Raw genomic sequence first — 17,620 nt, forward strand, 5'->3', positions numbered from 1 at the left:
CGGGTCGAGTGCTGCGTAACACGACGGAACGGAACTCGCACCGGGGGTGGACCGCACGTCACACTCGTCTCCACGCCGCGGACCACCGCGGCTCCCCCACACGCACGGCCCACGAGGAGCACCAGCATGTCCGCAGCCCCCGCACTGCCCGAGAAGCCGAAGGGCAAGCGCCCGATCGGCTGGATCGTCGCCGCCGCGATCGTCGTCGTGGCGATCGTCGTCGCCGTCGTCGTCGGCGCCCTCCGCTCCGGGAGCAACGACGCCGGTGCCGCCGGTGACGCCGCCCCGAAGACCGTCACGATCGGTGTCGCGGACAAGTCGCTCGGCTACTGGAGCACGTACACGAAGCTCGCGAAGGACAAGCTCAACGTCACCGTCAAGCTGACGAACTTCTCGGACTACTCGCTGCCGAACCCCGCCCTCAAGGACGGCCAGCTGGACATCAACCAGTTCCAGCACATCCAGTACCTGGCGGACTACAACGTCACCTCGAGCGACGACCTGCAGCCGATCGGCTCGACCGCCGTGTACCCGCTGCCGCTCTACGCGACGAAGTACGACAAGCCGTCCGAGCTGCCCGCGAACGCGAAGGTCGCGATCCCGAACGACTCGATCAACCAGGCCCGTGCGCTCCTGATCCTGCAGGCTGCCGACCTGATCACGCTGAAGGACGGCGGCTCGGCGTTCTCCACCGCCGACGACATCGAGACGAAGAAGGTCGACGTCCAGCCCCTCGACGCCTCGCAGACCGCGAACGCGCTGCAGCAGGGCTCCGTCGCCGCCGCCGTCGTGAACAACAACTTCGCCACCGCCGCCGGTCTGCCGATCTCGGACGCGATCTACCAGGACGACCCCTCGAGCGCGAGCGCCGCCCCGTACGTGAACGTCTTCGCCGTCCGCGACGAGGACAAGGGCAACAAGACCTACCTCGACCTGGCCGAGCTGTTCCAGGACGAGGCCGTGCAGAAGGCCTTCGCGAAGGACCTGCCCGAGGCCGTCGCCCGCGACGAGAGCGCCTCGAAGCTGCAGGACGAGCTCGCCCAGGTCGAGCAGGACGCGAAGGAGGCTAAGCAGTAGTGCCGGTCCTCGTCGAACTCCGCGGCGTCTCGAAGCACTACCGCCGCGCCGACACCGGCGAGACCGTGGTGGCCGTCGAGGACGTCTCCCTGGACGTGCACCAGGGAGAGGTCCTCGGCGTCATCGGGTACTCCGGTGCCGGCAAGTCCACCCTGGTCCGCCTGGTCAACGCGCTGGAGCTGCCGAGCTCCGGCACGGTGACCGTCGCGGGCCGCGAACTGACGGCGATCCCCGAGCGGGACCGCCGTCTGGCGCGTCGCAACATCGGGATGATCTTCCAGCAGTTCAACCTGTTCCGGTCCCGCACGATCGCCGGCAACGTCGCGTACCCGCTCAAGGTCGCCGGTGTGCCGAAGGCCGAGCGGAACCGTCGCGTCGCCGAGCTGCTCGACTTCGTGGGCCTGCTCGAACGCGCCCACGCCTACCCGGAGCAGCTGTCCGGCGGCCAGAAGCAGCGCGTCGGCATCGCCCGCGCCCTCGCCGCGTCGCCCGACCTGCTGCTCGCCGACGAGGCGACCAGTGCCCTCGACCCGGAGACCACCTCCGAGGTGCTCGCGCTGCTCCGCCGGGTCAACCGGGAGCTCGGCGTCACCATCATCGTCATCACGCACGAGATGGACGCCGTCCGGCAGATCGCCGACCGGGTCGCCGTGATGGAGCAGGGGCGGGTCGTCGAGGTCGGGGACGTCTACGACGTGTTCTCGACCCCGAAGACCGGCGCCGCGCAGCGCTTCGTCCGCACCGCGCTGCACGACCGGCCCTCCCCCGAGACGCTCCGGCGCCTGCGGGACCGGCACCCGGGTCGGCTCGTCACGGTGCAGATCACCGACGAGGCCGGGCTGCAGAACCGCATCGACGCCGCGTTCCGCGCCGCCGGGGTCACCGCCGAGCTCGTCTACGGCGGGGTCGGCGAGATCCGGGAGCGTCGGATCGGGTCGCTCACCTACGAACTGAGCGCGCCCGGCGCCGAGCCCGACGCCATCGATCGCGCGATCGCCGCACTCCGCGCCGACGGCGTCACGACCGACGAGGAGGCCGCCGCGTGAACAACAACTCGTTCCAGAGCGTGATCGACACGTTCGACGTCTTCCTCGCCGCCATCCGCGACACCATCGTGATGTCGCTGATCTCGCTGGTGATCGCCGGGGTCATCGGCCTCGCGCTCGGCCTGCTGCTGTACGCGACCCGGCCGGGCAACGTCCTCGGCAACCGCACCGCGTACACGGTGCTCAACGTGTTCGTGAACCTGATCCGCCCGATCCCGTTCGTGATCTTCCTCGCCGCGATCGCGCCGCTGTCGCGGGTCGTCGTGCAGACCACGATCGGTGTCCCCGCGGTGACCTTCGCGATCTCGTTGGCCGCGGCCTTCGCGGTGTCCCGGATCGTCGAGCAGAACCTGCTGTCGGTCGACCCGGGCGTCGTCGAGGCTGCTCGGGCCTCGGGTGCGCACCCGGTCTCGATCCTGCTGACCGTGCTCATCCCCGAGGGTCTCGGCCCCCTGATCCTCGGCTACACGTTCATCTACATCGGCATCGTCGACATGACGGCGCAGGGCGCATTGATCGGTGGCGGCGGGCTCGGTGAGTACGCCATCACCTACGGCTCGCAGCGCTACGACTGGTGGGTGGTCTACGTCTCGGTGGCGGCGATCGTCGTCATCGTGCAGCTCGGTCAGTTCATCGGAAACCGCTTGGCGCGGGCGACGCTGCGTCGCTGACGCAGGCGGGTTCCGAGGGCAACCGCCTGGAGGCCCGGTGCCGGTCCACGAGACCGGCACCGGGCCTCCGGTGCGTCGCCGCCCCGACGGACGCGCCGAGCGTCGTCCGCCGAGCGGTCACGACTCCCCGCTCATCTCCGCCGAGGTCGCCCGAACCGTCGCTGCGCGCCCCCGCAACCGACAGTTCGTGACCACTCGACGCCGCGCGCGCGGCACGTCGAGCGGCCTCGGCGCGGGCTGCCGAGCGGTCGGAACTCCCCGCTCACCTTCGCCGGGGTCGCACGAAGTGTCGGCTGGCGCCCCCGCAACCGACAGTTCGTGACCACTCGGCGATGCGCACGCGGCATGTCGTGCGACCTGGGCGGCCGACACGAGCGGCCGCCGACGCGGGTCAGGCGGCGGGAGCCTCGACGGTGGTGACGGCGCCGGTCTCGCCGGGGTGCTCGTAGTGGGCACGCACCAGGATCGGGCGGTGGTCGGAGATGCCGGCCGGCAGGGTCTCGACGCCCGCGATGTGCAGGCCGACACTCGTCGCGAAGTCGAAGTGGCCCGTGAACTTGCGGTAGCGCAGGTAGGTCGGCTGGTCGGACAGCGACAGCGCGAACCCACCCTGCTCGATCTTGCGGCGCAGGTTCGTCTGGAACCACGGGTAGTTGAAGTCGCCGACCATGACCGCGGGGACGTCCTTCGCCAGCTCGCGCAGGAACTGGTGCGCGGCCTCGATCTGCTTGCGGCGCAGGGAGTTCGTCGCGGTCAGGGGCGAGGCGTGGAACGACGCGACGACGACCTCGGCGTCGGCCTCGGTGTCACGGAGGTGCATCGCGATGAGCCGTTCGTGCGCGGGTGCGAGGACCCGGTCGTGCAGCGACTTCTGCAGCGAGTGGATGCTGAAGTCCTGCACCTCGAAGCGGTCGTCGCGCTTGTAGATCGCGAGCCCGAGCCGGTTGGTGCGGGTCGATGCGGCGAGCGAGAGGCCGCCGATCGACGGAGCGAGGTCGTTGCTGTCGCACTCCTGCACGCACAGGACGTCGGCGTCGGACGCCTCGGCCAGTGCGGCGAGCTCGCTGTTCGCGGTGTGCTCGCGGAGGTTGTAACTGACGACACGGAGCTGCGTGGGCTGCACGGTCTGCTCTGATGCGATCGTGCTCTGCTGCTCTGGCGCGGCCATGCTGCCTTCCTGTCCGGGTGTTCCGGTCACCCTGCCGCGGTCACCGTACTCGGGTACCGCGGACGGTTGCTGAGACTGTAACGCCTGCCGGGTTTCCACCGTGTGACCGTGACGGAAACGGACAGCGGCGGGATCAGGCGCGGACACGGCGGACCGGGCGGACGGTGTCGCCCGCTGTGCGACTCATCAGGATGCCCTCGACGCAGGCGACCACGAGCAGGGCGGCGATGACCCAGAACGCGGCCGTGTACGGACCGTCACCACCCAGGCCGGAGGCCGCGCGGATGACCACGGCGGCGACGGCCACACCGAAGCCCGCTGCGGTCTGCTGCAGGGTCGACGACAGCGTGTTGGCGGGGGTCATGTCGGCCTGCTCGACGTCGGCGAAGGCGATGGTGTTGTACGCCGTGAAGCCCACGGAGCGGGCAGCACCGCTGACGACGAGCAGCACGGCGAGCAGCCAGAACGGGGTGTCCTCGGACATGAACGCCATCGCGACCACGGTCAGCGCGGCGACGGCCGACGACACGATGATCACCGGGCGGTAGCCCCACCAGCGCAGGAACGGGGTCGTCATCGGCTTGATGCCGAGGTTCCCGACGAACACCCAGAGCACGGCGGACCCGGCGAGCACGGCGCTCCAGCCCCAGGCGTCCTGGAACAGCAGCGGGAGCACGAACGGCACCGCGGACACCGCCAGGCGGAACAGGCTGCCGCCGGCGTGCGACACCCGGAAGGTCTCGAGCCGGAACGCGTCGAGCCCCATGATCGGGTGCGGAGCCCGGCGGAAGTGCCGGATCGCGAGCCAGCAGCAGACCGCGCCGAGGACCCCGGAGACGACGACCGCGGTGACCGGCACGACGTCGAGCGCGAGCAAGGACGCCATGACCACGAGCGAGCCGAGCCCGAAGCAGGCGAGCAGCGACCCGAACCAGTCGAACGGCACCCGCTGCGCAGCACGCTCCTGCGGCACGAGGACCAGGGCGGCGACGAAGGCGATGACGCCGAGCGGGATGTTGATGAGGAAGATCCAGTGCCACGACAGCGTCTCGACGAGCACGCCGCCGATGAACGGCGCGATGATCGGTGCGGCGAGGGCCGGCCAGGTCAGGATGGCGATGGCGGTGACGAGTTGTTCGCGCCCCGCGCTCCGGAGCACGACGAGCCGGCCGACGGGCACCATGAGCGCTCCGCCGAGGCCCTGCAGGATGCGCCACAGCGTCAGCTCGACCAGCCCCGTGGACAGCGCGCACAGGGCGGACGCGATCGTGAACAGCGCGATGGCCCCGGCGAAGACGGTCCGCGAACCGATCCGGTCGGTGAGCCAGCCGGACACCGGGATGAACACCGCGAGGGTCACGAGGTACGCGGTGATCGCGACACCCACCGCGGCGGAGTCGACCCCGAGGTCACGCCCCATCGCCGGGGCGGCGGTCGCCAGGATCGTGCCGTCCAGGAGCTCCATGAAGAAGGTCCCGGCCACCAGCACGGCGACCGCCGTGCTGCCGGTCCGTCGTCTGGGTGTCGTCGCCGTCGTCGTCATCGCCCACCGAGACTATGCCCGCGGACGTCCGCCCCGTCACGGACGGGCCGACCACCGGACGCGACACCGGGCGCGGCACCGCCCACCGGCGCGGCACCGGCCAGGGGACGGACGCGAGGCAGCGCGCACGACACGGGACGGGCCTCCAGGCGCAGTTCCGTGCGATCCTCACGCTCGGGCCGACTAACCTGTCCGGGTGCCGACCCGACCACACGAACGCCGAGGAACTCGCGCGTGAGCCGCACCGACAGTGCCGGCGTGGTCGCCGCGGGCACGGCCAGCGGTCGACGACGTGTCCTGGACACCGTTGCCTCGCTGCCGGCGTGGGCGGCGGTCCTGCTCGTCTGGACGGGCGGCCGGGTCCTGTCGACCCTGTGGCTCGCGCTCGCCTACCCGCTCATCGGTCGCGCGCTGCCGGGCAACGCGATCTGGGGCAACGAGCACGGGTTCGGTGCCTTCCTGGTGGCCTGGGACGGGCAGTACTACGAGCAGATCTCGCTGCACGGGTACCCCGACGCGCTGCCGCTCGACGCCGCCGGCAACGTCGCGCAGAACGCCTGGGCCTTCCTGCCGGCGTTCCCCTTCACGATCCGGGCGCTGACCGCCTCGACCGGGGTGCCGTTCGAACTCGGCGCCCCGCTCGTCGCGATCGTCGCCGGGCTGCTCGCCACCTACCTGTTGCACCGTCTGGTGCGGGATCGCGCCGGGCACGCCGCGGCGATGTGGGCGGTCTTCTTCTTCAGCTGCGGTCCGCTGTCGTTCCTGCTGCAGGTCGGGTACGCGGAGAGCATGTTCCTCGCGCTGTCCTTCGGGGCGCTGCTCGCCCTGGAGCGTCGGCGCTACGGGCTCCTGACGGCACTCGGCGTCGCCGCGGCCTTCACCCGCCCCGGTGCCCTGGCGATCCCGCTCGTGCTCGGCGTCGTCGCACTCGTGCGGTGGGTCCGTGCACGGCGCGAGACCGGCCGGGTGTTCGAGGGCTTCCCGCTCCGCGAGCAGGTCCGGGTCGTCGCCGCGGGCCTGACCATGGTCCTCGCCGGGCTCGCCTGGCCGGTGATCGCCTCGCACGCCACCGGGACGCCGAACGCCTACCTGGAGACCGAGATGTCCTGGTGGGTGAACTTCATCGGCCGGGTGGACTTCGTGCCGCTGACGCCGTGGTTCCTCATCGCGGGTCGCTGGCTCGGCGTGGGCGGGATCCTGATCGTGGTGTTCCTGCTCGTCACGTACCCGATCTGGCTGCTCCGCCGCTCGACGCTGCGACTCGGGCCCACGACGGTGCTGTACTCGGCCGCGTACGCGCTGTACATCTTCGCGGTGTCGCTGCCGATGGCCTCGACCCCGCGGCTGCTCATGCCGCTCGCGCCGCTGTTCGGGTCACCCGAGCTGGTCGCGAAGCCCTGGATGCGGTGGACCTTCGTGACGGCCGCACTGGCCGGGCAGCCGGTGCTGGTCGCGGTGCTGTGGCTGCTCGGCCCTCCGTGAGCGGCTGACGCGCAGCTCTCGGAGGCACGCGTCCCGACATGACGCGACGCCGCCGTCCGGACAGGACGACGGCGTCGCGTCGTGTCAGGGCGCGTCAGGCGTCGCGCCTCAGAGCTCGATCGTGCCGTGGTCGCCGGTGTCCGGCTGGCTCTGCTTGCCGAGCGCCGCCTTGAACATCTGCACCAGGCTGCCGACCGGGCCAGTGTCCTGGGTCCAGTACTCGACCGAGACCCCCTCGACCGTCAGCAGCCGGATCGACGGGTCCTGGCGGCCCTCCGGGAACCAGGCCTCGGCGAACGGGGACCACAGCTCATCGACGACCGAGTCGTCCTGGGTCACGGTCGCGGTCCCGGCGATGGACAGGTACCCGCCCTGCGACTCGATCGAGACGTTGACGTGCGGGTTCCGCGCGATGTCCTCGACCTTCTCGCTGCCGTCCTGCACCAGGAACCGCAGGATCCCGTGGAACGTCTTGTCCTGCACCGCGAGGGGCCTGGCGTGCAGGTTCCCGTCCTCGCTCACCGTGGTGAGCAGTGCCGTGTGGGCGCCGTGGACGATGTCCGAGATGGCGGCGCGCTGGTCCGTCTGTGTGTCGGTCATGGTGCTCCTTTGCGTCATGCGCCCCGCTTCCGCCGACGTGCGACCGTCGGTGCACGGGGCCGTACCGTTCCGACCAGTGTGCCCCTCCGGCGCTGGACGCGTCAGCCCGGCGCGTCGACGTGGTCCGGTCGCGGTCGGCCTGGAGGCCCGGCGCACCTCCGCCTCGCCGCCCCCGCCCGGCGCGCGCGCCGTCCACGACGTCGGGATCGTGAGCACACGATGTCGCGTCCGCACCGGCGAACCGACCGTTCCTGCTCACGAAGTGCGGCGGGGGTCGGGCGCAGGGTGGGCGCGGGTCAGGCGGGTTCGCGGATCGTGGTCTCGACGTCGACGACCTGCGGGATCTTCGGCATCGAGGCGAAGCCGAACGCCACGGGCGGGTCGAGCGGCGCCAGATCCCCGAGGGACTCCCCCGCCCAGGTCCCCCGCACGCCGGTGACGTCGTGCGCCCCGGTGACGCCGTAGTACTCGCGCCGGCCGTTGCCCGCCGAGCCCGCGGTCCCGGACCCGGGCGCGAGCAGGCGTGCCACCGGGTCGATCGCGGCGAGCCAGCGCGGATCGCGGGCGATCGGCTTCGGGACGATGCGCAGGATCCGGCCGAGCGGCGAGATGCCGCCGACGTCGATCGAGGCCTGCAGTGCCCCGGCGGACAGCTCGAGCCCGCTGGCGGTGCGGCGAGCGCGGACGTCGACGACCGAGACCGTGTCGAAGCGGTAGGTGCCGGAGACGTACGCGGCGACGATCTCGTCGGGTGCGAGCAGCACGCTGGTGCCGTCGGGGAGCTCGAGGAACACGTCCGTGAACGGCCCGAACGGCGACCGGTCCCACATCCCGACGACGATCCGGACGCCCGAGGTGGTGCCGACGCCCATGATCCGGCCGCGGAACCGGCGTTCGACGACGGAGTCGGAGGCGTGACCAGCAGCGGGACCGGAGGCGTGGTCGGGGCGTGACGACATGCCCTGGACCGTACCCGTGGCCCCCGTGAGCCGATCTCGGGGGCCGCCCCGGGCCTCCCGGCCGTTGCCTGCGCGGCCGTGTCAGACGGAACCTGAACGCAAGACACCGGTGTCCACGCTCCGAACACCCGTGAAGGGTGGTGCGGAGTGCGAACACCGGTGTTTTGCGGACCGGACCCGACCGGACCCCGGACGGGCCAGCGAACGTCAGGCGACGGGGACGGGCTGCGCCAGCAGCTCGCGTACGCGGGGCGCGACCTCGGTGCCGTAGAGCTCGATCGAGCGCATCATGTCGGCGTGCGGCAGGCGACCCGTCGCGTACCGCATGTCGAAGCGCGAGGCCCCGAGGATCCGCATGTTGCGCGCGACCTTGCGGGCGACGGTCTCCGGGGAGCCGACGTAGAGCGAACCACCGGCCGACAGGCTCGCGCGGTACCCGGCGACGTCGAGGGGCGGCCAGCCGCGCTCCCGGCCGAGCTGGTCGGTGACGGCCTTGTGGTACGGCCAGTAGCGCTCGGCGGCCTCTTCGTCGGTGGCTGCCACGAAGCCCGGCGAGTGCATCGCGATGGGCTGCTGCGGCAGGTCGAGCTGCGCGAGGGCCTGGCGGTACAGGCGCGAGAACGGGGCGAACTGGGCGGGCTGCCCGCCGATGATGGCGAGGAACAGCGGCAGGCCGTACGACGCGGCACGGATGACCGACTGCGGGGAGCCGCCGACGCCGATCCACGTCGGGATGGCGCCGTGCTCGAGCTTCGGGAAGACGTCCTGGTCGACCAGGCCCGCGCGCTTCGTGCCGGACCAGGTGACGGCGTCGCCGCCGCGCAGGGCTGCCCAGAGCTGGAGCTTCTCCTCGAACAGGACCTCGTAGTCGCTCAGCTCGTAGCCGAACAGCGGGAACGACTCGGTGAAGGAGCCACGGCCCAGGATGACCTCGGCGCGGCCGTTCGACAGGGCGTCGACGGTGGCGAAGCGCTCGTACACGCGGACGGGGTCGTCGGAGGACAGCACCGTGACCGCGGAGCCCATCCGGATGCGCTCGGTGCTGGCGGCGATCGCGGCGAGGACGACCTCGGGGGCGCTCACGACGAAGTCGGCTCGGTGGTGCTCCCCGACGCCGATGAAGTCGACGCCGACCTGGTCGGCGAGGACGGCCTGGTCGACGACGTCGCGGATGCTCTGCGCGTCGGACTGCAGGCTGCCGTCGGCACGCTCGGTGACGTCACCGAAGGTGTCGAGGCCGAGCTGCAGCGGTCCGATCCGGTCGGGTGCGGGCGGCGGGACGTCCGAGGGACGGTCGGTGCCGAATGCGTTGCTCATGGTGTCCTCCTGGTCGCACTTCCATGCGTTTGCATCAACATAGCACGGCGGCGGCGTGCGCGCACGGGGTCGGCGACCGGGTCGGCACGGGCCCGGGCCGGGCCCGGACCGGGGTCGGCCAGCCCGGACGAGTACGGTCACCCGCATGCCGAACCTCCCCGACCAGACCGGACGCCGCATCGTCGTCACCGGGTCCAACAGCGGCACCGGACAGGAGGCCGCCCTGCGCCTCGCCGGAGCCGGCGCCAGTGTCGTGCTCGCCGTCCGCAGCACCGAGAAGGGCGAGACCGCCGCCGCCGGCATCCGCGCCGCCCACCCCGCAGCCGACGTGGAGGTCCGCGAACTCGACCTCGCCGACCTGGCGAGCGTCCGCCGCTTCGCCAGCGGCATCGTCGACGAGGAACGTCCGATCGACGTCCTGGTCAACAACGCCGGTGTGATGGCCCCGCCGGAGCGCTTCGAGACCGTCGACGGGTTCGAGCTGCAGTTCGGCACGAACTTCCTCGGCCCGTTCGCCCTGACGAACCTGCTGCTGCCGTCGCTGCTGCGCGCCGGGGCAGCTCGGACCGGTGCACCCCTCGCCGAGGCACCCCGGGTCGTCACGATGTCGAGCCTCGCCGCGATCCCCGGCCGGATCCGCTTCGCCGACCTGCAGTGGGAGCGCGGCTACAACGGCTGGCGCGCCTACGCGCAGTCGAAGCTCGCCGACCTGCTGCTCGCACTGCACCTGCACCGCCTGACCGTCGAGGCCGACGTGCCACTGGTCAGCACCGCCGCCCACCCCGGCTACACCCGGACGAACCTGCAGGCAGCAGGGCGCTCGCTCGGTCGGTCGAAGCCGGTGCGGTCGAGCAACCGCGCCCTGCCGTTCACCCAGGCCGTCGAGCAGGGCACCGAGCCGCTGCTGTACGCGGCGGTCGGGCCGAACGCCGTGGGCGGCGCGTACTACGGCCCCTCGGGTCCGTTCGGCATGACCGGTCCGACCACCACCGTGTCGATCCCCGGGTCCGCGCGGAGCGCCGACCTCGCCCGCTCGCTCTGGGCCGTCGCCGAGGACCTCACCGGGACGCGCCCGCCGCTCTAGCCGAGACGCCTCGCACGGTGCGAGGGGCGCCACGGCCCGTGCGAGGTTCCGGGCGTGGTGCGAGGGGGCGCGGGGCGCACCGAGGACGCAACCTCGCACCACTCGGACGTCGTGCGCGTTGGGGCGCGGGCGCGGGGCGCGGCCGGGAGGCCCGGGGCGGGTCCGTCGCGTCGCCAGCGTCAGGCGCGGTGCAGCTCCACCGACCCGTCCAGCTTCCCGGGTTCGGTCAGGCGGGCGTGCTGCAGGACGGTGCGGCCCGGCGCGATCGCCGCGGCGACGATCGACAGGGTCGTCATGTGCCCCTCGGCCTCGTGCACGTCGCGGAGGATCGCGTCGGGGTGGTCGCTCGGCAACGCTGCGGACTCCGCCAGCACGCCGAACCAGCCACCCCAGCCGTCCCCGGCGTCGCCACCGGAGTCCACGGTGTGGAGTTCGTCGAACGGGCCGAGCACCGGTGGGCCGGCCGGGGCGTCGACGGCGCGGAAGGCCCCGAGCCACCGACCGATGCGCGGCGCCGCGGGGTCGTCGGCCGCACCGTGCGTGACCATGTGGACGCCGGGGCCGAGGTCGGTGGTGCGGACCTGTTCACCGTCCCAGGTCAGCACCGAGGCACCCTCGGCCGTGGCGCGCACCAGGTTGAAGGCCCGGGTGGTCGGCAGTGTGCCGTCGTGTCCGGGCAGCAGGTCGTCGGCGACGGCGTCCACCGGCACCACGCCGCGGGTCGTCCACGTGCCGTCGACGCTGGTCACGGGTTCGGCGCGGTTGAGCACCACGGCCAGGCCGGCGCGGTCGGACGCGGCGAGCCACGCACCACCGGCGGAGCGGTCACGGACACCTCGGAGGTCCGGGTCCCGGTCCGGCCACCAGGCAGCGGGCGGGTCCCACGGGCGCTCGGGCGACTCGTCCCGCAGGGCGAGCACGGTGACGGGCCACGCGGACCCGGGGTCGACGCGGACGACGACGGTGCACATGCCGTCGATCCTCGCACGTGGCCCCGGTAGCGTGAGCCAGGTGAACGCAGCAGCAGAGCGCGCCCTGACCGTCATCGTGGGGATCACCGGGGGCATCGCCGCCTACAAGGCCGTCGGGGTCGTCCGCGACCTCGTCAAGCGCGGCCACAACGTGCACGTCGTCCCGACCGAGGGCGCCCTGCGCTTCGTCGGGCTGCCGACGCTCGAGGCCCTCAGCCGCAACCCCGTCACCACGAGCGTGTGGGACGACGTCGCCGAGGTGCGCCACGTCGCGCTCGGTCGCCGGGCCGACCTGGTCGTCATCGCACCCGCCACCGCCGACTCGTTGGCGCGGATGGCGCACGGCCTGGCGAGCGACCTGCTCGGCACGACGCTGCTCGCGACCGAGGCACCCGTCGTCGTCGCCCCGGCGATGCACCCGCAGATGTGGGAGCACCCCGCGACCCGTGCGAACGTCGCCACGCTGCGTGACCGCGGCGTCCACCTGGTCGGACCGGTCGTCGGCGCGCTCACCGGCGACGACGCGGGCATCGGTCGGATGGCGGAGCCCGAGGACATCGTCGCCGCAGCACTCGCCGTGCTCGACCAGCACCCCGCCCCGGCCGGCCGCCGCAGTGCTGAGACCAGCACCGCGTCCAGCACCGGGGCCCGTGGCGAACAGGGCGACCTGGCCGGCGTCCGCGTCGTCGTCAGCGCGGGCGGCACCCGCGAGCCCTTCGACCCGGTGCGGTTCGTCGGCAACCGCTCGAGCGGCCGCCAGGGCATCGCGATCGCCGCGGACGCCATCCGCCGTGGCGCGTCCGTGACCCTCGTCGCCGCGAACGTCGAGGGTTCGCTGACCGCCGGGCTGGACGCGACCGTGGTGCCCGTCGGGTCCGCACTCGAACTCGCCGAGGCCGTGCACGCCGCCGCCACCGAAGCGGACGTCGTCGTGATGACCGCCGCCGTCGCCGACTACCGTCCGGCCGAGGTGCTCACCGAGAAGCTCAAGAAGGACGCCCAGGGCGAGCGCATGACGCTCGAGCTGGTGCGGAACCCGGACGTGCTCGCCGACCTCGTGGCGGCGCGGCGGACCGGGCAGATCATCGTCGGGTTCGCCGCCGAGACCGAGCCCGACCGCGACGCGCGGATCGAGCTCGGGCGCGCGAAGATCAGCCGGAAGCCGGCGGACCTGCTCGTCGTGAACCACGTCGGCTGGTCGGCCGGCTTCGAGCGCGAGGAGAACGCGATCGAGGTCCTGGTGCCCGGTGGCGAGGTGGTCCGCGAGACCTCCGGCACGAAGGCCGAGGTGGCGACGGCGGTCCTCGACCTCGTCGCGACCGCACTGACGTGAATGCACACTGACGTGAACGCACACTGACGTGAGCAGCGTCTCCGGCTGCTTCCGAGGACGAGCGGGCACGATGGGGCGCATGCGACGACGTGAGCGGATCAAACGTGCCAACCGCACGGCCACCATCCTGGCGGTGGCCCTCGGCGCGGCGGGCACCATGCACTTCCTGCGCCCGACCCACTTCGACCGGATCGTGCCGGAGGCCCTGCCCCCGCGGCTGACCACGCTGGCCTCCGGGGTGGCCGAGCTGGGCATCGCCGCCGGGCTCGCGTTCCCCGCCACCCGCCGTGCCTCGGGCTGGGCGGCGGCTGCGCTGTTCGCGGCGGTGTTCCCGGCGAACCTCAAGATGGCGAACGACCTGCTCGACCATCCCCGCTCGAGCCGGGCGATGCGGCTGATCGGGGTCCTGCGGCTCCCCCTGCAGCTGCCGCTGGTCCTCTGGAGCATGCGCGTCGGTCGGCACGCACCGAAGCCGTGACCCAGCCGTCGTGGACCCGGGCGGCGGTGCCGCTGCTGCACCGCCCGGTCACCCAGCACGCCTGGGAGGACATCGTGTTCGCGCACTGGCGGCACGACCCGGCGTCGCTGCAGCGGCTCGTCCCCCGCGGGACCCGTCCGGACGTGGTCGACGGCAGCGCCTGGGTGGGGCTGTCGGCGTACGTGTTCCGGGAGACCCGGGTGCCGCCGTTCCCGTCTGCCGGGCGGCTCGGCACCATGACCGAGGTCACGATCGAGGTGCTCACGGTGGACGACCAGGGGCGGCGCGGGGTGACCTACCGCACGGTCGACACCGCGAACGTGCCCGCCATCGTGGCCGCGCACGCACTGCTCGGCGTGCCGTACACGTTCGCCCACGCACGTTCGCGTCGCCGCGGTGACGCGGTGGCGCACCGGTCCGTCCGGCACCCGACCCGCGCGCTGCACCCGGTGCGGTGGGCGCGGTCGCTCCGGCAGGAACGCCCGACCGGTGCGGTGCGCCCGAAGCACGCGGCCTCGGTGCGGGTGACCGCCGGCGAGGTCGTCGACACCCCGCTGGCCGCCGAGCTCACCACCCGCGCCGGCATCCATGCGCGGTACCTGGCGCAGACCCTGTTCTGGCAGCGGCAGCACCCGGTGCTCACCACCCGTTCGGCCACGCTCGACCGGCTCGAGGGCGACCTGCCCGACGCCGTCGGCATGCCCGGACTGTTCGACCGGGCGCCGGACTCCCTGCTCGTGGTCGACGGTACGACCGTCCGGTACGGCTGGGGCGGGGTCGTCCGGTGACGGACGAACAGCCCGATGCACAGGCCGACGACCGTTTCGACCTCGACCGCTTCGTCCGGGCCCAGCAGGGCGTCCACGACGTCGCGCTCGACGAACTCCGCCGGGGCCGGAAGTCGTCGCACTGGATGTGGTTCGTGTTCCCGCAGCTGGCCGGCCTGGGGCGGAGCGCCACGGCCGTGCGCTACGCGATCACCGGCGTGGACGAAGCCCGCGCCTACCTGGCGCACCCGGTGCTCGGGCCCCGTCTGCGCACGGCGACCGACGTCGCACACGACGCCCCCGCCCGCTCTGCCGACGCCCTGCTCGGGGGCATCGACTCGGTGAAGCTCCGGTCGTCGATGACGCTCTTCGCCCGGGTCGCGACCGACCCGCGGCCGTTCGCCGCCGTGCTGGACCGCTGGTACGCCGGCGCCGAGGACCCGGCCACGGTCCGCCTGCTCGGGGAGCGCTCGGATCGCGAGTGACATGCACGACGCACGACGCCCGACGCGCGCGACCGGCATCTGAACGTCGACACTGACACGCGCTGAGCCGACCGCAACGCCGTTGTCATATCAGGTACGGTGATGCGAGCACGAGCGATGTCGACCGTGCCCGTTCGCCCGGCGCCCCGACGCCGCCGCCCCCGAAGGAGAACGCATGCCGGTCCCCCGCAGCGCCCCGACCGAGCACCAGCTGCTCCGTGACACCGTCCGTCACAAGATCCACGACGCGATCATGGACGGCACGCTCCTGCCGGGCGAACGACTGAACGACGACGAGCTCATCTCGTGGCTCGGCGTCTCCCGGACCCCCATCCGCGAGGCCCTGAGCCAGCTGTCCCGCGCCGGCCTGATCGAGATGGCCCCGAACCGGTACACCCGCGTCACCACACCGGACCCCGCCGAGGTCATCGAAGCGATGCAGACCCTCGGCGTGCTGTTCGGCGGCGTGGTCCGGCTCGCGGTCCCGCGCCTCGGTTCGGCGAGCCGGAAGAAGATCCTGTCCCAGCTCGACAAGACGATCACCGAGCTCGAGGCCCACGAGGTCGCCGCCGTCAACCATGACGCCCTCGACGTCTTCGCCCTGTACGTCGCCGAGTGCGGTAACGAGAACCTGCAGCGCGTCTGCCGCGACACGATGGACGGCCTGGCGTTCCGGCTGCGACTGCCGAACCTCGACGAACTGGTCGACTGGGACCGGATGACCGAGGACTTCCGGCGGCTCCGGGCGGCGACCGAAACCGGCGACAACGTCACGGCCGAGCTCGCGACCGAGGCGATCCACCAGCTGCCGGGCGAGAAGCACTGAGTCCACCTGTACCCGCGTACAGGAACCGCCCGTCTCGCACACGCGAGGCGGGCGGTCGACGTTCCACGGGCCTCCCGGCCGGCGGCCCGGCCACGCGCGTGACGCTCCCAGTCCCGGGGCCGCGCGGACCGATAGCATCGCTGGCGACCACCTGAACCAGGCACCCGGAGCAGCACATGAACCCCCGCCCGACGGACCGTACCGAGGTCGCCGCACGCCTGGCCGCCGCGGTCGGTCGGATCAACCGACGGGCCCGCACCGACTCGGCCTCGCTCGGGTACGGCATCGTGTCGGCGCTCGCGTCGATCCAGCGGCACGGACCCCTGCGCCCCGGCGACCTGTCGCGGATCGAGGTGGTCACGAAGCCCACGATGACCCGCATCCTGACCGAGCTCGAGCAGCGCGGCTTCATCCAGCGCGAGGCCGACCCGCGCGACGGCCGGGCGTTCATGGTGACGGCCACGCCGGAGGGCATCGAGGCGGTCGAGCAGGCCCGCGCGAACCGCACCGGGATCGTCGCCGAACTCATCGCCGAACTCGACGAGTCGGACGTCCAGGCGATCGCCGGCGCCTTGGCCGCGCTCGAGCGCGTCGCCCAGGGCGAGCACGCCCAGGAACCTCACACCTTCTAGGCCCCGCGCGACCGTTACCGAACCGTTACCAAGCGGTGGACGGACCGTTCTGCCAGCGTTCCTGGACGCGCTGCCCAGTCTGACCGGTCATGGTGTCGGCTCCGCCTGACCGCGGCCACCCCACGGCTGCTCCCGGCGGACGGACGGGCCCCACACCACCGTCCGGTCCTCACCGGCTCGAGGACTCCTCATCGTCGTCGACGGTGTCACCGACACCGCCAGCCTCCGGCGTGCCCGCACGACCTCGGTCGCGCGAGCGGGAGTCCCTCCCCCACCGAGCCGCCGACCTGCGGAACCGATGCGACACACCCCTGAGCTCCCCACCACGACGGCCTCGACCCGACGTGAAGCCCTGAACACCCCCACCCGCCGGATGCGCCGGGCCCTACGCCACCGCGCGACACTGATCGCCGGCGGCGCAGCCGTCCTCGCCGTCGCCGGTGGCGCCCTGACCGTCGGCACGCAGCCCGCCATCGGCGAGGCCCTCGGCATGCCGACCGGCACCCCGAGCGCCTCGGCGACCGTAGAGCCCGCCCTGCGCGGCACCGCGCTCGACCGCGCCCAGGCCGCCGCCACGATCACCACGGCGAAGACCGTCATGCAGACCGCGAACCACAAGGTCGACACCTCGGCGCTCGAACAGCGCGTCGACGCCCTGAGCGACTACCCGGACCTGTCCGGCGCTGCGCTGACGAACCGCATCTCGACGACGGTCGCGTCGACCACGCACGTCGCCCAGGCGAGCGCCACGCAGGACAAGCGGGACGTCGACGCGAAGGCCGCGGCGGCAGCGAAGGCCGCAGCCGAGCGGAAGGCTGCCGCCGAGGCAGCGGAGGCCGCCCGGAAGCTCGCCGCCGGCAACACCGTCGCCGGTGCCAAGGCCACGGCGAGCTCGCTCGCGTCGTCGGAGTACGGCTGGGGTGCCGACCAGTTCCAGTGCCTGGACAACCTGTGGACCAAGGAGTCCGGCTGGAACTACCAGGCCGTCAACGCGAACGGCGGCGCGACCGGCATCCCGCAGGCGCTCCCCGGCTCGAAGATGGCCACGATCGCCGCGGACTGGCGCACCAACGCCACCACCCAGATCACCTGGGGCCTGCAGTACATCAGCTCGGCGTACGGCACCCCGTGCGCGGCGTGGGGGCACTCGCAGGCGAACAACTTCTACTGATCGGCGCGGG

The 17,620-nt window shown here is 72.5% G+C and carries 18 protein-coding genes; 12 read left to right on the plus strand and 6 right to left on the minus strand.

The window, feature by feature from the left end; all coding sequences use genetic code 11:
- Nucleotides 1–126 precede the first annotated feature (126 nt).
- The 3 genes from HP445_RS09640 to HP445_RS09650 are packed head-to-tail and all read left to right on the plus strand — an operon-like array spanning nt 127 to nt 2,794.
- Nucleotides 127–1,077, plus strand: coding sequence for a MetQ/NlpA family ABC transporter substrate-binding protein (locus HP445_RS09640; protein ID WP_128780947.1), 951 nt, complete (start codon nt 127–129; stop codon nt 1,075–1,077).
- On the plus strand, nt 1,077–2,123 hold the full coding sequence (locus HP445_RS09645; protein WP_110863448.1) for a methionine ABC transporter ATP-binding protein: 1,047 nt from the start codon (nt 1,077–1,079) through the stop codon (nt 2,121–2,123). Before HP445_RS09640 ends, HP445_RS09645 begins: the two co-directional genes overlap by 1 nt.
- Nucleotides 2,120–2,794 carry a methionine ABC transporter permease gene (locus HP445_RS09650; protein ID WP_017888525.1) on the plus strand — a complete coding sequence of 225 codons (675 nt, stop codon included), beginning with the start codon at nt 2,120–2,122 and terminating at the stop codon, nt 2,792–2,794. Before HP445_RS09645 ends, HP445_RS09650 begins: the two co-directional genes overlap by 4 nt.
- 391 nt (nt 2,795–3,185) lie before the next feature.
- On the opposite strand, the gene HP445_RS09655 is transcribed toward HP445_RS09650, so the two are convergent.
- The gene (locus HP445_RS09655) at nt 3,186–3,962 is read right to left on the minus strand and encodes an endonuclease/exonuclease/phosphatase family protein (RefSeq protein WP_071405095.1); all 777 of its coding nucleotides are present in this window, start codon (nt 3,960–3,962) and stop codon (nt 3,186–3,188) included.
- A 133-nt stretch (nt 3,963–4,095) separates the two neighbouring features.
- A complete protein-coding gene (locus HP445_RS09660; RefSeq protein WP_111022194.1) occupies nt 4,096–5,505 on the minus strand; it encodes an MFS transporter in 1,410 nt (469 codons plus the stop codon).
- Between the two features lie 234 nt (nt 5,506–5,739).
- Here HP445_RS09660 and HP445_RS09665 point away from each other — a divergent pair, with 234 nt between their 5' ends.
- On the plus strand, nt 5,740–6,987 hold the full coding sequence (locus tag HP445_RS09665; RefSeq protein ID WP_111038148.1) for a hypothetical protein: 1,248 nt from the start codon (nt 5,740–5,742) through the stop codon (nt 6,985–6,987).
- 108 nt (nt 6,988–7,095) lie between these two features.
- Here the strand turns inward: HP445_RS09665 and HP445_RS09670 are convergent, their stop codons facing one another.
- The 3 genes from HP445_RS09670 to HP445_RS09680 all read right to left on the minus strand — a co-directional run bounded on the left by HP445_RS09670 (nt 7,096) and on the right by HP445_RS09680 (nt 9,863).
- The gene (locus tag HP445_RS09670) at nt 7,096–7,587 is read right to left on the minus strand and encodes a pyridoxamine 5'-phosphate oxidase family protein (protein ID WP_164941206.1); all 492 of its coding nucleotides are present in this window, start codon (nt 7,585–7,587) and stop codon (nt 7,096–7,098) included.
- Between the two features lie 296 nt (nt 7,588–7,883).
- Nucleotides 7,884–8,546, minus strand: a complete 663-nt coding sequence (locus tag HP445_RS09675) for a hypothetical protein (protein WP_128780945.1) — start codon at nt 8,544–8,546, stop codon at nt 7,884–7,886.
- 207 nt (nt 8,547–8,753) lie between these two features.
- Nucleotides 8,754–9,863 carry an LLM class flavin-dependent oxidoreductase gene (locus tag HP445_RS09680; RefSeq protein WP_111233255.1) on the minus strand — a complete coding sequence of 370 codons (1,110 nt, stop codon included), beginning with the start codon at nt 9,861–9,863 and terminating at the stop codon, nt 8,754–8,756.
- Nucleotides 9,864–10,008: 145 nt separating this feature from the next.
- Between HP445_RS09680 and HP445_RS09685 the strand changes: the two genes are divergently transcribed.
- Nucleotides 10,009–10,947 (plus strand): SDR family oxidoreductase, encoded by a 939-nt coding sequence (locus tag HP445_RS09685; RefSeq protein WP_111095255.1) that lies wholly within the window; start codon nt 10,009–10,011, stop codon nt 10,945–10,947.
- A gap of 179 nt (nt 10,948–11,126) precedes the next feature.
- Here HP445_RS09685 and HP445_RS09690 read toward each other — a convergent pair whose 3' ends face one another.
- Nucleotides 11,127–11,918 (minus strand): NRDE family protein, encoded by a 792-nt coding sequence (locus tag HP445_RS09690; protein WP_164941205.1) that lies wholly within the window; start codon nt 11,916–11,918, stop codon nt 11,127–11,129.
- 64 nt (nt 11,919–11,982) lie between these two features.
- On the opposite strand from HP445_RS09690, the gene coaBC reads away from it, so the two are divergent.
- The 7 genes from coaBC (at nt 11,983) to HP445_RS09725 (ending at nt 17,610) form a co-directional block, all read left to right on the plus strand.
- Nucleotides 11,983–13,251: a bifunctional phosphopantothenoylcysteine decarboxylase/phosphopantothenate--cysteine ligase CoaBC gene (coaBC, locus tag HP445_RS09695; protein ID WP_128781090.1), complete on the plus strand. Its 1,269-nt coding sequence runs from the start codon at nt 11,983–11,985 to the stop codon at nt 13,249–13,251.
- A gap of 79 nt (nt 13,252–13,330) precedes the next feature.
- Entirely contained in the window at nt 13,331–13,729 is a 399-nt protein-coding gene (locus tag HP445_RS09700) for a DoxX family protein (protein ID WP_175330805.1), read from the plus strand.
- Nucleotides 13,726–14,517, plus strand: coding sequence for a YqjF family protein (locus HP445_RS09705; protein WP_163342685.1), 792 nt, complete (start codon nt 13,726–13,728; stop codon nt 14,515–14,517). Before HP445_RS09700 ends, HP445_RS09705 begins: the two co-directional genes overlap by 4 nt.
- The gene (locus HP445_RS09710; protein ID WP_128780943.1) at nt 14,514–14,981 is read left to right on the plus strand and encodes a DUF1810 domain-containing protein; all 468 of its coding nucleotides are present in this window, start codon (nt 14,514–14,516) and stop codon (nt 14,979–14,981) included. Before HP445_RS09705 ends, HP445_RS09710 begins: the two co-directional genes overlap by 4 nt.
- Nucleotides 14,982–15,156: 175 nt before the next feature.
- On the plus strand, nt 15,157–15,807 hold the full coding sequence (locus tag HP445_RS09715; RefSeq protein WP_175330806.1) for a GntR family transcriptional regulator: 651 nt from the start codon (nt 15,157–15,159) through the stop codon (nt 15,805–15,807).
- Between the two features lie 176 nt (nt 15,808–15,983).
- Nucleotides 15,984–16,439 carry a MarR family winged helix-turn-helix transcriptional regulator gene (locus HP445_RS09720; RefSeq protein ID WP_027466277.1) on the plus strand — a complete coding sequence of 152 codons (456 nt, stop codon included), beginning with the start codon at nt 15,984–15,986 and terminating at the stop codon, nt 16,437–16,439.
- A 298-nt stretch (nt 16,440–16,737) separates the two neighbouring features.
- A complete protein-coding gene (locus tag HP445_RS09725; RefSeq protein WP_128780941.1) occupies nt 16,738–17,610 on the plus strand; it encodes an aggregation-promoting factor C-terminal-like domain-containing protein in 873 nt (290 codons plus the stop codon).
- Nucleotides 17,611–17,620 lie beyond the last annotated feature (10 nt).

It is taken from the genome of Curtobacterium flaccumfaciens, assembly GCF_013359815.1.
Taxonomy (GTDB): Bacteria; Actinomycetota; Actinomycetes; order Actinomycetales; family Microbacteriaceae; genus Curtobacterium; species Curtobacterium flaccumfaciens.

Excerpts from the sequence above, each read along its gene's own strand:
- HP445_RS09725 (WP_128780941.1), top strand. The coding sequence starts at position 16,738 with ATGCGACACACCCCTGAGCTCCCCACCACGACGGCCTCGACCCGACGT.
- HP445_RS09690 (WP_164941205.1), bottom strand. The coding sequence starts at position 11,918 with ATGTGCACCGTCGTCGTCCGCGTCGACCCCGGGTCCGCGTGGCCCGTC.
- HP445_RS09640 (WP_128780947.1), top strand. The coding sequence starts at position 127 with ATGTCCGCAGCCCCCGCACTGCCCGAGAAGCCGAAGGGCAAGCGCCCG.
- HP445_RS09680 (WP_111233255.1), bottom strand. The coding sequence starts at position 9,863 with ATGAGCAACGCATTCGGCACCGACCGTCCCTCGGACGTCCCGCCGCCC.
- HP445_RS09720 (WP_027466277.1), top strand. The coding sequence starts at position 15,984 with ATGAACCCCCGCCCGACGGACCGTACCGAGGTCGCCGCACGCCTGGCC.
- HP445_RS09670 (WP_164941206.1), bottom strand. The coding sequence starts at position 7,587 with ATGACCGACACACAGACGGACCAGCGCGCCGCCATCTCGGACATCGTC.
- HP445_RS09660 (WP_111022194.1), bottom strand. The coding sequence starts at position 5,505 with ATGACGACGACGGCGACGACACCCAGACGACGGACCGGCAGCACGGCG.
- HP445_RS09655 (WP_071405095.1), bottom strand. The coding sequence starts at position 3,962 with ATGGCCGCGCCAGAGCAGCAGAGCACGATCGCATCAGAGCAGACCGTG.
- HP445_RS09675 (WP_128780945.1), bottom strand. The coding sequence starts at position 8,546 with ATGTCGTCACGCCCCGACCACGCCTCCGGTCCCGCTGCTGGTCACGCC.
- HP445_RS09700 (WP_175330805.1), top strand. The coding sequence starts at position 13,331 with ATGCGACGACGTGAGCGGATCAAACGTGCCAACCGCACGGCCACCATC.
- HP445_RS09685 (WP_111095255.1), top strand. The coding sequence starts at position 10,009 with ATGCCGAACCTCCCCGACCAGACCGGACGCCGCATCGTCGTCACCGGG.
- HP445_RS09715 (WP_175330806.1), top strand. The coding sequence starts at position 15,157 with ATGCCGGTCCCCCGCAGCGCCCCGACCGAGCACCAGCTGCTCCGTGAC.